Below are 13,583 nucleotides of genomic sequence, written 5' to 3'. Positions count from 1 at the left end.
AAATGGAGAAATGCGAGGAGGCAGCTCCTCAGCCACCGGAGCTTTATCCATTTGACCCCGAGGTGCAAGGCGGTGGAGCTAGACATCAAGAAAAGCGCAACCGCCTATCTCTGCCCCGACAGGCAAATGGAGAAATGCGAGGAGGCAGTTCCTCAGCCACCGGAGCTTTTATCCATTTGACCCGAGGGGCAAGGCGGTGGAGCTAGACATAAATTTACCCACAGGTTCAAGATTTTATAATTTCCAGTACAAAAAAACAACCGTGAACAATGCGTCACGATTGTTTGTGCGAATTTAATAGCTGTAATACGGATTGAGCCTGTTGCATATGCATGCTTAGTACGTATTGACTGGCCTGCATTAGTATATTAGCTTTCACTAATGCCATCATTTCCTTTGCCATATCTACGTCACGTATACGAGATTCCGCTGCAGTTAAGTTTTCTTCCATGTTAACCGCGTTATTGTAGGCGTGCTCCAATCGATTCGAGTATGCCCCCATCCGAGATCTTTCCCGAGAAACCTTGTTAATAGCATCGTCTAACCCACCGATTGAATCTTCTGCATCAGCTCTTGAGGAAATCGACAGATCATTCAAGCCAAGGCTTCCTCCTGACATATCTCCAAAGAGGAGCTCAATAGACTGTCCTGCATTTGCCCCTGCCTGAATGTTAATGGAGGTGTTAGTGCCATCAAGCATGGTTTTCGTATTGAAATTAGTATCCTTGGAGATTCTAGTGACCTCTTTTTTCAATTCCTCAAACTCAATATTAAGTAAGCTGCGATCCTCATCCGTTAAAGAATCGGTTGCAGCCTGCACTCCTAACTCACGCATACGTTGGAGTATAGCATGTGTCTCATTAAGTGCTCCCTCAGCTGTTTGCAACAACGAAATACCATCCTGAATATTACGAGCCGCCTGACCAAGACCTCTAATCTGCGCCCTCATCTTCTCCGAAATAGCAAGACCAGCCGGGTCATCCGCAGCTCGGTTAATCCGATAACCAGAGGAAAGACGTTCCATCGACCGATTAGCAACCGACCAATGCTGATTCATATTGCGAAGAATAGATAACCCCATCGCATTCCACTTACCTAGCATCCCCTAACCCCCCATTCACTCTACTAACCTTTATATCGACCCACCCACCTAGAATATCAACAAAAAAAAAGAAAAGCGCAACCGCCTATCCCTGCCCCGACAGGCAAATGGAGAAAAGCGAGGAGGCAGCTCCTCAGCCACCGGAGCTTTTCTCCATTTGACCCCGAGGGGCAAGGCGGTGGAGCTAGACATCCAGAAAAGCGCAACCGCCTATCTCTGCCACGACAGGCAAATGGAGAAAAGCGAGGAGGCGGCCCCTCAGCCACCGGAGCTTTTATCCATTTGATCCCGAGGGGCAAGGCGGTGGAGCTAGACATCCAGAAAAGCGCAACCGCCTATCCCTGCCCCGACAGGCAAATGGATAAAAGCGAGGAGGCGGTTCCTCAGCCACCGGAGCTTTTCTCCATTTGACCCCGAGGGGCAAGGCGGTGGAGCTAGACATCCAGAAAAGCGCAACCGCCTATCCCTGCCCCGACAGGCAAATGGTTAAAAGCGAGGAGGCAGTTCCTCAGCCACCGGAGCTTTTCTCCATTTGACCCCGAGGGGCAAGGCGGTGTAGCTAGCCAACAATTGATACTATGAAATTAACGCCTTCCTAAACAACAAAAATATTTTTAAAACACTGTCTAACCTCCTAAACATTGGGTATATATTACACATGCATTACAGATTTATTGCAGGTGCCAGGCACCCGTAACACACAAAGCGTGGGAGGTTTATGTATATGGCTAAGTTGGGTTTTAATTGGGAGGATATTTTGTTTGGAATAGTAGGTTCAAGTACATTTGTTATTCTTTTTCATTTGTTTTCATCCTTTCAGTAATTTAGCCATAAAAAAACACCTTAGCAGCAGATAACTTTTGCAAGGTGTTTTCAAGGTATGAAATTAGTCGACATGATGTCCTCCGTACGTGTCTTTGTATTGTTGTAGTTCTCTAAATAGAGTTGCATCTTTATGAAGTAAGGCATAATCTATCATTCTATCAAAATTTTCTTTTTCTAAATGGTCTATAATTTCCTGTGTTCCTTCTAATAGCATCGAGCTAGACTCGTCTACATTGTTTGCATTAATAATGGTTTGAAGGTGTACATGAATATCAGAGACTAATAGGAGTTGGTATAGAGGAAGTCGAATAAAACGATTTCCTTTTTGGAAGACAAATACTTCGGACAGGTTCTCGACTTGTAACGAGTTAGCGTTAACTATGATCTCTTTTCCTTCTACAGGTATGAAGTCAAAAAGCTCATCGTCCTTACGCAAGGAAAAGTATTGATAGGCGAAGACCAGCTTGATCCTATCCCCTTCCAGCTGAGTATAAAAAGGCTTCATTAATTGTACAAGTAACATTCCATCCCCTCCTATCCTTTTTGAATTTTCTGATTTATTGTAGTATATCATAATATCTTTTTTTCGTGTAGTGTATTTAGCCAAAAAAGCGAACGCTAAATGCATTCGCTATTAAAATATTTCTATTTAATTTACAATGCACTCTCTATCTTCCTTTTTCCTCTAGGGCATATAAAAAAACCATATCTTTCCGCACTATATTCTACTAAAATAGCATCAAAAATCCTTTGTAGGACTTCCTCTCTTGATACCTCTTTCACACAATTTATATAGAACAGAAGCATATTTCGGTTAAAGTCCAGCTGAAGATCATAGATGCTGAAATATTCCGAGACGATTAAGGGTATATGCCTCATATCTTTTTTAGGACTTTCTACAATGTATTGTACATTTTGCTTTTTTACTCCAATTAGCTTCACATGATTTAAACCATTCTTCGAATAACCATCTAAAGAATCAAACAACAAAGGGATAAATACTTGGATTCTTTCTACTACTTTCCTCTCCTCTCTTAAGTAAATTGTCCTATAATACTTTTATACTGCATTACATCAAAATAATTACATTAATCTCCAATTTGGCGATTTTTAATCTAACCTTCTCTCTTTTCGTTATTCTTGTGGCATTGTAGAGGAGGAATTATATGGCCTTTTACGAGCATATCCGTGCGTACCGTGAACAATTAGATATTACTCAAATGGAAGCTGCGAAAAGAATGGGCATTGATCATTCTGCTTTGTCTAAGTATGAAAAAGGTGATTTAGCAATCCCTATCACCTTACTGGGAACAATCCAGGAGGTTTATGCCATACCTAAGGATGATTTTTTACATATGCTGATGGGCAAGCCTTCTAAAAGTAAGAACCCTGGGCTAGAGGCGCGAGAAAGCCGAGCAAGATACTTAGAGTCCTTTTACGAGGAAAACATCGCACCGCTACAGCATCTGAAAGAGTTCCGTGAGTTAGTGATGGATATTAAATCACATTCTAACGACGACAAAGAGCTCAAGCGGTATATAAAGAAATTAAAAACAGAGTAAGGTCCTCACTTTCTTCAATACTAGTGAGGCTTTTTATTTTGCTTTTTTTCCTCGGAAACAGTTTTGCTCTCCCTTTGGCTTTTATTCGAGCAGGTTTAAACGTATAATGGAAGGAAAGCCTTTTTTATTAGGAGAGATTTGTTTGAACCTAACTTCGTATCAAAAATTAGCTCGTCATTATAAAGAATATATAGATACATCGATGAGAAATATAGAAGAGAAATTAAATCCGACAGTCACAGAAGATGAGGAACTCGTAAGAAGAGCAACCTTTTTTGTACGTAATGGTGCGGTATCCATATCAAATTATTCCCTATCCGAAAACAGGGTAGATTTTGTTATCCGAGACGTAACGAATATTGAGGTTAAATATTTGCCGATGGTAGACCTCATTCATTGTCCTTGCCAAATGCAAAAGCCATGTAGACATATTGTTGCAGCCGTTTTTTACCTATATCAACAAAACTTTTCCTTATCGGATTGGGTTTCTAATTGGAAATCTAACTCGGAGCATCTACAACTATCGTTACTTTCCAATGAAAGAAATCCGAAAAACTGGGATTTAATTATCGATAATTTTTTCCGGAAGTTTATCTCAAGTTACCCGCCAACAAGCTTCTATTTGTTAGAATTTGCAATCCATGACCTTGAAGCACAGGTTCGAAAATCTCGACCATTTGAGCGAGAATGGCAACCTATTTTTGATGTGTATGTCAAGCTAGGTATTCTGCAACGTGCCTGGTTTTATTTTAATGAATATGCCGAAACTAATATGCGCAACCGAGTGTATCAGTTTTTAACAAACTATACGGAGGATTTAGATGAGAGTCTGTCCCAGCTAGCTGCAAAACCTAGAATGTTCGCAGCAGATCCGTTTTACGATCGAATGATGAGAATTATACGTTCCTTTTACTATGAGGAGGAAGGGCTGATCTATTACCGAAAGCACATATACTTGGCTTTCTGGGATGCCCTAGTAACGGATAAGGCTACTCGTATGCAAGAGGTTAAATACCTGCAGGAGCTTACTATAGAAGAAGATGGACTCATGTTAAATATGGTGCTGCCATATTTCTATCTTACCCTATCTATGATTGATGAGCTTTTGGAAGCAGCGGAGAATATGGATAGAAACCAGCTACTAGAGTGGGTAGAGGTTAGTGAAAAGGCTCTACATGCGTCCAACAAGGATTTAGTAAATGAGCTGAGTAGAAAGCTATTGCCTCATATCTCCTATTATTTAACGGAAGTCATTCAACATCCAGCAAAGGTTATGCTCATTAGAAGACTGCAAATACTATTCAACCAAGTGGACTTAACAACAGAGGAACTGGAAAAGCTATATTTATCTTTTGGTTTATACGGGATCCAGGCATACTCCGGTTTACTAATCGAACAGAAGCGGTATAAAGAATGGATGGCGCTTCACCAGGCTACCAACTCTTCACTAGAGTATACGGAGTCCTGTGGTTTAGCGGTTGTAAGAGAGGAGGCTCCTGAAGTACTTCTTCCACTTTATCATCATTATGCCATGCGTTATATCCAAGAAAAAAACAGATACAGCTACAAGCAAGCTGTTCGCGTTTGGAAGAAAATGAAACAGGTGGCGAAGAAAGCAAACGAAATTGACTATTGGAATGCTTACGTAGAAAGTGTTCGTGAAAAATATCGCCGACTTCGCGCCTTGCAACAAGAAATAGAGAAAGGAAACCTGCCATTATGAATAAGCCTTTATCTATTACAAAAGAATTTTCTCTGTATATCGAACAAGCAGCAAATGGAAGCTTTCTTTTATCTACAAATGCAGCTTCTATTCAAGAATGGGTGGAGGCTCTCTACTTAAATCATCGTGAAAGCTTTTTTGGACTCAATGCACAAATTGAGGATAACGTATTAGTAGCTTCTCCAGTAGAGGTAATGGAGATTTTTTCTTCCGAAGGGCATCCCTTTATCACCTTTTCTGCGGCAAATGAGTCTGCTCAAGAATGGCTAACGACGTTTAAAGAAGCTGGAGGCGTTTGGAGTTCACCTGACCTTTGGAACACAGTCGAGCTAAAGGAGAATAACTTAGAGGTTTCGGCTCCGCTTGAAGAACGAGGAAAGCAGCTTGTCCAGCATGCCATTCAGCAGAAGCTGTTCCAGGCTGGGCTGACGATGGAGGATTTACCTGCCTTAATACCTTTCTTCCAGCAGGGCGGCTGGCCGATAAAGTCCCAATCGACACATCCGAATCTATTGGTTGCCTTACGTCTATCCGAGCCAGATGAAGCAGATGACACTTGGTTAATAGAGACAGTTGTTCGCGGTAAGAAAAGCAGTGTCTATTGGACGCCTGCCTATCGTAAAAAGACATCACCTATTAAGGAAGCACTGCCAGACAAATGGAGAGATCATAGCACCTACATCGAGGAAACTCAGGATAAAATATTTTCCCTTGTTTCCTCCATTGATGCTGTAGAATTATCTACCTTTTTCTCTTCACCGTTAACTGATGAAGAAGTGCGTGTTTTTTTACGTGATGACTTGATCAAATTACAGGCCCTTGGGTTTGAGATTGTCCTTCCGAGCTGGCTGAAGAGCCTCAAGGAATCCAAAATGAAGGTAAAAACAATCGCAAAGACTGCTAATACGTATAAGACAGCTGCTGGTTTAAATGAAATTCTTCAGTTTAACTGGAACTTTTCTTTAAACGGTCACGAAATTTCTGCAGATGAATTTCAAAAAATGGTCAATGAAAACCGTTCTTATATTCAAGCAGGAAATGAATGGTTCCGAATTGACGCTGCATGGATGCAACAAATCCGAAAGTTGATGAAGCAGTCCGAGGATGAAAATTGGACGGTTAAGGAGCTATTGTTCCGTGAGATTCCTGAAGAAATTGCGTTAGCCATTGATGATGACGAGCAGTCCGATGAGGATCCACTATTTCAATTTGAAATGCAGCAATCTCTTAAGGTGTTAATGGAACAACTTTCAGAGAAAAAAGGTTATCCTACGGTTGATGTCTCATCCAACCTATTAACCTCACTTCGTCCATATCAGCAGCTAGGATTAGACTGGCTTGTCTTTATGCGCAATGAAAAGTTTGGTGCCTGTCTTGCAGATGACATGGGGCTTGGAAAAACTGTTCAATTAATCGCCTATCTGCTCCATGTTCATGAAAGCGGTGAACAAAAGACACCATCTTTAATCATTTGTCCGACCTCTGTTCTTGGAAACTGGCAGAAGGAGCTTGCTAAATTTGCTCCATCGTTAACTGTTCAAACTCATTATGGGACAGCACGAACACGGGAAATAGACAAAGAAGCAGATGTTGTCATTACCACTTTCGGTACTGCAATGCAGGACATTGAAGCATTACAGGAAATCGAATGGTCTAGTATTACACTCGATGAGGCTCAGAATATAAAGAACATGCATACCAAACAATCACGTGCCATTCGTAAGCTAATTGGTAAGCATCATATCGCTTTAACTGGAACACCGGTTGAAAACAGACTATCCGAGCTATGGTCCATCTTCGACTTTATCCATAAGGGATATTTAGGTTCTTTCCGTAAGTTCCAGGAAAATTATATAGCACCAATTGAGCGAGATAACTCAGACTCTGTAAAGCATAAGCTACGTGTCAAAATTCAGCCCTTCCTATTAAGAAGAACGAAGCAGGACCCAGAATTATTGCTTAACCTACCTGAAAAGCTGGAACAGCGAGAATACTGCGGCCTTACTACAGAGCAAGCGGCTTTGTATGAGTCTCTCATACAAGAAACGGTCAGTAAGCTGGATACGCTTTCCGGCTTTGAGAAAAAAGGACTCATCTTAAAAATGCTTAGTAAGTTAAAGCAACTATGTAACCACCCTGCCCTATACTTGAAGGAGCCTTTTGATGACGCAGATGACATGCTTGAACGCTCTGAAAAGCTAGCACGAATTGTGACGCTAGCTGGTGAAATCGCTGCCCGAGGTGAGCAATGTCTCATCTTCACCCAATACATTGGAATGGGCCATTTACTACAGCATTGCTTGACGGAGCTGTTCCAAATTGACGCTCCTTTCCTAACAGGAAGTATGCCAAAAAATCAGCGTGACCATTTGGTTGAAGCATTTCAGGCCAAGGAATTCCCAGTTTTCCTTCTATCATTGAAGGCAGGGGGAACAGGACTGAATCTTACAGCTGCTAGCCATGTCCTTCATGCCGATCGCTGGTGGAATCCTGCGGTTGAAAACCAAGCGACAGATAGAGCTTATCGGATCGGACAAACGAATTTTGTTCATGTTCATAAGTTTATAACAATTGGTACCATTGAAGAAAAAATTGATAAGCTACTTGAAGAGAAGCAGGCATTATCTGAGGAACTGATTCATTCTAGTCAATGGATCACGGAAATGTCAGATGCAGACTTGAAGGATTTACTCACCCTTTCCATTTAAATTTTTTAGCAAAAACCTGGCCAGCGATTGGTCAGGTTTTTTCTCTCTTGTATCATTTGATTTGGTTGCGGCCATTCAAATTTTTACACTGGAAGTTTTTTTATTTGTTCTGCTGGAAATTCAAAATCACTTTCTACTTGCTTATTTTCTTCTTTACTTTGTTCTGTTTCGTCACGATTTTTGGTAGCTAAAAATCGGATATCCTCCACTATAACCTCTGTCACGAATACTCTTATGCCCTCTCCTTTTTCATAAGATCTCGTATTTAAGCGGCCAGTAATTCCTACCAAGGAGCCCTTTCCACAGTACTTCACAGTTGTTTCAGCTAGTTTCCCCCAAATCGTGCAAAGGACAAAATTTGCTTCTTCGCTCTTATAGCCCTTGCTTACAGCAACTACAAATCCTGTTTGTACTCTCCCCTCGGATAAGTGTTTCAGCTGTGGAGCCTTCGTCATTCTTCCAATTATCGAAACTGTATTCAATCTGTCACCTCCTTTATTAGCCATATCATAAGCTTTACAAGCATAATTGGCAAAGTCGCATTTTAGCATTTTGGGGCGTTATTCTAGACTAAAATTTAAAATTGAAAACCTCTTTTTCGACAACCCCTTTCTCCCTCTCATTCCTAAAAATTAAAAATAGGAATTTGCTAGTTTCATAATTATTTTTTTCCATAGAATCGCTATGCTATAATGGAGAATAATTAGCCAGACTAAAGGTGGATTGTCTATGAAAACTTTTAAAATGATTTCCGTATCCCTTATTCGTAATAATGAAGAACTGCCGATTCTATTAGAGGATGGTATTGTGATTAACCAAGAGAATACCAGTCGATCTTGGATTTTAGAGTTATTTATCGACCAAAAACATGAGGATTTCTTTAATGAATTAAAAGCATCGAATGAATTGTTTAACGCAAAGGTTGTCATCTCTTACCCGGAAAATGAACCCGCTCATTTTGAAGTAGCGACATACTCCGTGAAAAAAATTGGTGATCACCTTTCCGTTCTGCTTCGTGGAACGTTAAAGCGTGTACGTAGAAAATATGCCGAATCGTTACTTGCAGAGCTAATTGAAGATGGGTTAATCGGAGAAGAATTATTAACCCAATTCGAAAAGGATATGAAAACTAGACCTTCCTTAAAGAAAGATAAAGAAAGCTGACTCCATTTGGAATCAGCTTTTCTTTATGTGAAGAATTTCTTTATCGGTCATTGCCATCAACAGTAGGTTCTTCTACCCATGTTCCTTTATCTCTGTCTAGAGTTGAATTACCATTACCATTGTTTCCACCCATTGTACCGTTGTCATCACCATGATTTATACCACGGTTACCGTCATCTTGGCCACCCATACCACCGTTCATACCATCAGTAGTACCAGTACCAGCTCCACCGCCATTACCTCCAACACCATTGCCAGTATCTCCACCCGGAGAAGGAGTAATGACACGATCACCGTTGTTTAACTCTCCCATCGGTGTTTCGTTGTTTGAAGGTACTGCTTCATCGTTATTACACCCAACTAATAAAAACGAACATAATGCAATAGTAGGAACAGCTTTTTTCCACATAAAAAAATTCCTCCTTTCTTGATATCGTCATCACAATCTTCATGTGACTTACGATAGGTTATCCAAGAGAAGAAGGAACTATCCTATGGTATTATTACCTCTTTTTTCAATGAAAAATAGGAGTAATAGTTTAAGCTTTTTCAAAAATAAAGTGCAATTGATAAGCCATCACCCGTCGCTAAGGCGCTCGATTGTAATGTCTTATCTGTATCATTCATCCCACAGGAGTCGCCGCCTGCCGCTCCAATCATTTACTTGGAAAAATCAAAATTAACTCATATAAATAGTTAAACGTGGAAGACTACGATTAGTTCTTTTCTTGTACAGGTCCCAGGGCAAAAAGAATGTCCGTTTCACAAACAAGCTCCCCATCTACTGTCGCAATACCGTGTCCTTTACCCATCGGCCCGCGAAGCTTAGTCAGCTCCACTTCAAGTTTCAGTTGATCGCCTGGTTTCACTTGGCGTTTGAAACGACAGTTATCTATTCCTGTAAAGAAAGCGAGTCTTCCTTTGTTTTCAGGAATTTGTAATACTGCCACTGCTCCAACTTGGGCTAGCGCTTCCACAATAAGAACGCCTGGCATTACAGGATATCCAGGAAAGTGACCATTAAAGAATTCTTCATTAATCGTTACATTTTTTAATCCTACCGCTCGTTTACCTTCTTCTATTTCTAAAATACGATCTACCATTAAAAATGGATATCGATGAGGTAGAATAGCTTGTATTTGCTCCGTTGTTAGCATGGAATCGCCCTCCAATTATTTACCGTCTTTAATGTCAAATATATGCTGGTACGTTTCCCATTTGAGCGCATCCTTTGGCTCGCCTTCACCTATTACTCCGTAGCCGACCATAAGTCCAGCAGCTACTGCCACTGCTATAAGTGCCGCAACAATTAGGATACGCAACCAAATTGGAAACATACGAATTTGAACCCACTTAGTTTGTTTCGTTTGTTCTGTTGATTCATTTACTGGTTCTTTCTTATTAGCTTGCCCTTGTGTTTTTTCTAGCCTACGTTGTTGTCTGCTAGAAGATTTTACTTCTTCTGTCATACAAATTACTCCTTACTAGCGTATCCCATTAATTAAGCCCATCATTTGATCTGCAATGGAAATGGAACGTGCACTAAACTGATACTGCCGTTGAGTGGTCATTAAGTCTGTCATCTCTTTGGAAACATCCACATTAGACATTTCTAACACTTGGTTGCTCAAAGAAATTTCTCCTCTGGCCGCTCCCTGTAAATCTACCATAACATCCTCAGCATTTGCACCTAACTCATCTAAATTCTCTGGTATAACAATATACGCAGCAGACAAGTGTTCCATGAATTGAGGCTTTTGCAGTACAGAAACCGCTAATTCTCTTTGATCAGTTGTGCCATCTGGATACTCTGCTACTAAGACACCGGATTCATTGACAGAGAATCTGGAAACACCTTCTCTTAAGGTAATCGCTTGTCCTTGGGCGTCGGCAACTGGATATCCTTCCCCGTTAACGAGCATCAGCTGACCATTCTCTACCGGAGAAACATAAAACGCTCCTTGACGAGTATAAGCTGTTTTTTCACCATTCTGACCGTCTGGCATAATGACTTGAAAATATTGCTTAGGCTCCTGGAAAGCAAAATCTAGGTCTCTACCAGTAGATTGGATACTCCCTTGCTTCCAATTCATCTGCGACTGAGCAAGCGCTGCTCCCACCCCGTAACGAATACCTACAGGGGACTGTCTGTCAGCTTTATCTAACTTATCATTGTTAAATTGCTGATACAGTAATTCCTGAAATTTAACTTCTTTTGATTTATAACCATGCGTATTAGAATTGGAAAGGTTATTCCCTATAATATCTAATTGGCTTTGTAATTGGGACATCGTGTTGGTTGCTGTAATCATAGTACGTAGCATTTACTGCACCTCCTTCATTAGTTAAACTCGGCCAACCTCGTTGACTGTTTTTTGCATACTTTGATCATATGCTTGAAGTATTTTTTGATTTGCCTCAAACGTTCTATACGCAGACATGAGTTCTGTCATGGTCTTTGCAGTGTCCACGTTAGATCCTTCAATATAGCCCTGCTGCATCGCAAAGCTTACTTCTCCATTGTCATATGCGGAAGGGAGCTCATTGCCATCTTCGGTTCTAAATAAACCATTGTCTTGTTTAACTAAACGATCAGGTGTTGCTGCAAATGAAACACCAATTTGAGAAACTGACTCGTTATCCACATAAATCTGTCCATCATCGCCTACGCGGAAGTCATCATTTTGCATTTGAATGCGTTGTCCGGAAGAATTTAATACATATAAACCTTGAGCATTCGTCAGAAAGCCTGCTGCGTCTAATGTAAAGTTACCGTTTCTAGTGTATGCCTCTCCACCTGCAGGATGCTCGAGTCGGAAAAATAATGCACCTGCTTTTCCTGATTCAGCATCCACTGGAAGCCCACCATCTATTAAAGCAAGATCTGTATTTAAGTCTGTTTGCTTTAGTTGTCCTTGTGTTTGCAAGGCAACAATCTCAGACATATACACGCCTGTACTAATTCCACCAACTGTAGAAAGAGATTTTCCGCTTATCGGATTCTCTGTTGGAATTTTAGTCGGCCCTAAACGTGACATTAACATATCAGGAAACGAACGAATAGTTGATTGGTCTGCTTTAAAGCCTGGTGTATTCGCATTTGCCATATTATTGGTTAATAGCTCGGTTCTTCGCTGTTGGGCAATCATTCCGGATGCTACTGTATTAAATCCTCGAAACATGATAAAGCCTCCACTCTTATCTTCTACTTATTTTATCGATATTATCAAGCATAATTCCAGTGCCAATAGCAACACAATCCATCGGTCTTTCTGCAGTAAACACAGGAACCTTCAATTCTTCCATCAATAAAGTATCCATTCCATGCAATAATGCTCCACCACCGGTAATAATTACGCCACGGTCAATAATATCTGCAGATAGCTCAGGTGGAGTCTTTTCTAGCACATTTTTAGCCGATTGTACAATAACCGATACAGACTCTCTAAGTGCATGTTCAATTTCATCGGACTTGATCATAATCGTTCTTGGTAAACCACTTACCATGTCCCGTCCGCGAATATCCATTTCCTCATGACGACTGTCTGGAAAAACTGTTCCAACCGCAATTTTAATATTTTCTGCAGTTCGTTCTCCGATCAGCAGCTTGTACTCTTTTTTAATATATTGAAGAATATCATTATCAAAAACGTCTCCAGCAACCTTGATGGATTCAGAAGTAACAATATCACCCATAGAAAGTACCGCGATATCAGTAGTTCCACCACCAATATCCACAACCATATTCCCGCTAGGTTGGAAGATATCCATGCCTGCTCCAATCGCAGCAACTTTTGGCTCCTCTTCTAAATAAACCTTTTTCCCGCCAGACTTTTCTGCTGCTTCACGAATTGCCTTTTGTTCAACACTTGTAATGTTTGTAGGACAGCATATTAAAATACGAGGCTTGGATAAAAAGCCTTTTACATTTAATTTATTGATAAAATGCTTAAGCATCGCTTCTGTCACATCAAAATCAGCAATTACTCCATCTTTTAGTGGACGAATCGCTACAATATTTCCTGGGGTTCTACCTAGCATTTGTCGAGCTTCTTCTCCAACTGCTAGTACTTTATTCGTATTTCTATCTAAAGCAACCACGGAAGGCTCATTTAATACAATTCCTTTGCCCTTCACGTGAATTAACACATTTGCTGTCCCTAAATCAATTCCTATATCTTTTGCAAACATTACTAGTGTTTCCCCTTCCTCACTAAAACTTTTATATGTAAACTCCGTAATGTATCTAACATCTAATTTTATCATAGTTTTGTCAGAATAACAGTTTTTTTCAATAGCATTTTGGACAAAAAAGTATAAAAAAATAGAAATTTTTGACGAATTAGAAACTATTATCACTATTCCTGTCTAGGTAAGTGTTCATATACTTATATTGGGACTATCGGATTGAATTGTGTCTGTCCCTGTGTCACACACAATTTCCACACAATTCGCTTCTGACTGGGGGATCGCTTGCATAGTTGATTTCGATTGGAAAG

The 13,583-nt window shown here is 40.5% G+C and carries 13 protein-coding genes; 4 read left to right on the top strand and 9 right to left on the bottom strand.

Annotated elements, in window-relative coordinates:
- Positions 1-274 precede the first annotated feature (274 nt).
- Positions 275-1,102 (bottom strand): flagellin N-terminal helical domain-containing protein, encoded by an 828-nt coding sequence (locus tag HF876_RS07755; protein ID WP_169359494.1) that lies wholly within the window; start codon positions 1,100-1,102, stop codon positions 275-277.
- Between the two features lie 886 nt (positions 1,103-1,988).
- Positions 1,989-2,450: a transcriptional regulator gene (locus HF876_RS07750; RefSeq protein WP_169359493.1), complete on the bottom strand. Its 462-nt coding sequence runs from the start codon at positions 2,448-2,450 to the stop codon at positions 1,989-1,991.
- Between the two features lie 643 nt (positions 2,451-3,093).
- Between HF876_RS07750 and HF876_RS07745 the strand changes: the two genes are divergently transcribed.
- The 3 genes from HF876_RS07745 to HF876_RS07735 all read left to right on the top strand — a co-directional run bounded on the left by HF876_RS07745 (position 3,094) and on the right by HF876_RS07735 (position 7,920).
- Positions 3,094-3,489, top strand: a complete 396-nt coding sequence (locus HF876_RS07745) for a helix-turn-helix domain-containing protein (protein WP_169359492.1) — start codon at positions 3,094-3,096, stop codon at positions 3,487-3,489.
- A 142-nt stretch (positions 3,490-3,631) separates the two neighbouring features.
- The gene (locus HF876_RS07740) at positions 3,632-5,212 is read left to right on the top strand and encodes a hypothetical protein (RefSeq protein WP_169359491.1); all 1,581 of its coding nucleotides are present in this window, start codon (positions 3,632-3,634) and stop codon (positions 5,210-5,212) included.
- A complete protein-coding gene (locus tag HF876_RS07735; RefSeq protein WP_169359490.1) occupies positions 5,209-7,920 on the top strand; it encodes a DEAD/DEAH box helicase in 2,712 nt (903 codons plus the stop codon). The genes HF876_RS07740 and HF876_RS07735 overlap by 4 nt, the downstream gene beginning before the upstream one ends.
- An 83-nt stretch (positions 7,921-8,003) precedes the next feature.
- On the opposite strand, the gene HF876_RS07730 is transcribed toward HF876_RS07735, so the two are convergent.
- Positions 8,004-8,402, bottom strand: a complete 399-nt coding sequence (locus HF876_RS07730) for a single-stranded DNA-binding protein (RefSeq protein ID WP_169359489.1) — start codon at positions 8,400-8,402, stop codon at positions 8,004-8,006.
- A 247-nt stretch (positions 8,403-8,649) separates the two neighbouring features.
- On the opposite strand from HF876_RS07730, the gene HF876_RS07725 reads away from it, so the two are divergent.
- Entirely contained in the window at positions 8,650-9,084 is a 435-nt protein-coding gene (locus HF876_RS07725; protein ID WP_169359488.1) for a YwpF family protein, read from the top strand.
- Positions 9,085-9,124: 40 nt separating this feature from the next.
- Here the strand turns inward: HF876_RS07725 and HF876_RS07720 are convergent, their stop codons facing one another.
- The 6 genes from HF876_RS07720 to mreB form a co-directional block, all read right to left on the bottom strand.
- The gene (locus HF876_RS07720) at positions 9,125-9,493 is read right to left on the bottom strand and encodes a hypothetical protein (protein ID WP_169359487.1); all 369 of its coding nucleotides are present in this window, start codon (positions 9,491-9,493) and stop codon (positions 9,125-9,127) included.
- Positions 9,494-9,800: 307 nt separating this feature from the next.
- On the bottom strand, positions 9,801-10,241 hold the full coding sequence (gene fabZ, locus HF876_RS07715; RefSeq protein ID WP_169359486.1) for a 3-hydroxyacyl-ACP dehydratase FabZ: 441 nt from the start codon (positions 10,239-10,241) through the stop codon (positions 9,801-9,803).
- Between the two features lie 15 nt (positions 10,242-10,256).
- The gene (locus HF876_RS07710) at positions 10,257-10,553 is read right to left on the bottom strand and encodes a DNA-directed RNA polymerase subunit beta (RefSeq protein ID WP_169359485.1); all 297 of its coding nucleotides are present in this window, start codon (positions 10,551-10,553) and stop codon (positions 10,257-10,259) included.
- Positions 10,554-10,568: 15 nt separating this feature from the next.
- Positions 10,569-11,408, bottom strand: coding sequence for a flagellar hook-basal body protein (locus tag HF876_RS07705; protein ID WP_169359484.1), 840 nt, complete (start codon positions 11,406-11,408; stop codon positions 10,569-10,571).
- Between the two features lie 21 nt (positions 11,409-11,429).
- A complete protein-coding gene (locus tag HF876_RS07700) occupies positions 11,430-12,266 on the bottom strand; it encodes a flagellar hook-basal body protein (RefSeq protein ID WP_169359483.1) in 837 nt (278 codons plus the stop codon).
- Between the two features lie 16 nt (positions 12,267-12,282).
- A complete protein-coding gene (gene mreB, locus HF876_RS07695; RefSeq protein ID WP_169359482.1) occupies positions 12,283-13,275 on the bottom strand; it encodes a rod shape-determining protein in 993 nt (330 codons plus the stop codon).
- Between the last annotated feature and the right edge of the window lie 308 nt (positions 13,276-13,583).

It is taken from the genome of Psychrobacillus sp. BL-248-WT-3, from assembly GCF_012843435.1.
In the GTDB taxonomy this organism is placed as follows: Bacteria; Bacillota; Bacilli; order Bacillales_A; family Planococcaceae; genus Psychrobacillus.
Note: the sequence above shows the minus strand (reverse complement) of the source record. Positions and strands in the feature narration are given on the sequence as shown.

What these genes read in the sequence shown, in the direction of transcription:
- fabZ (WP_169359486.1), bottom strand. Translation starts at nt 10,241, where the DNA reads ATGCTAACAACGGAGCAAATACAAGCTATTCTACCTCATCGATATCCA.
- HF876_RS07705 (WP_169359484.1), bottom strand. Translation starts at nt 11,408, where the DNA reads ATGCTACGTACTATGATTACAGCAACCAACACGATGTCCCAATTACAA.
- HF876_RS07735 (WP_169359490.1), top strand. Translation starts at nt 5,209, where the DNA reads ATGAATAAGCCTTTATCTATTACAAAAGAATTTTCTCTGTATATCGAA.
- HF876_RS07745 (WP_169359492.1), top strand. Translation starts at nt 3,094, where the DNA reads ATGGCCTTTTACGAGCATATCCGTGCGTACCGTGAACAATTAGATATT.
- HF876_RS07710 (WP_169359485.1), bottom strand. Translation starts at nt 10,553, where the DNA reads ATGACAGAAGAAGTAAAATCTTCTAGCAGACAACAACGTAGGCTAGAA.
- HF876_RS07720 (WP_169359487.1), bottom strand. Translation starts at nt 9,493, where the DNA reads ATGTGGAAAAAAGCTGTTCCTACTATTGCATTATGTTCGTTTTTATTA.
- HF876_RS07755 (WP_169359494.1), bottom strand. Translation starts at nt 1,102, where the DNA reads ATGCTAGGTAAGTGGAATGCGATGGGGTTATCTATTCTTCGCAATATG.
- HF876_RS07725 (WP_169359488.1), top strand. Translation starts at nt 8,650, where the DNA reads ATGAAAACTTTTAAAATGATTTCCGTATCCCTTATTCGTAATAATGAA.
- mreB (WP_169359482.1), bottom strand. Translation starts at nt 13,275, where the DNA reads ATGTTTGCAAAAGATATAGGAATTGATTTAGGGACAGCAAATGTGTTA.
- HF876_RS07700 (WP_169359483.1), bottom strand. Translation starts at nt 12,266, where the DNA reads ATGTTTCGAGGATTTAATACAGTAGCATCCGGAATGATTGCCCAACAG.
- HF876_RS07750 (WP_169359493.1), bottom strand. Translation starts at nt 2,450, where the DNA reads ATGTTACTTGTACAATTAATGAAGCCTTTTTATACTCAGCTGGAAGGG.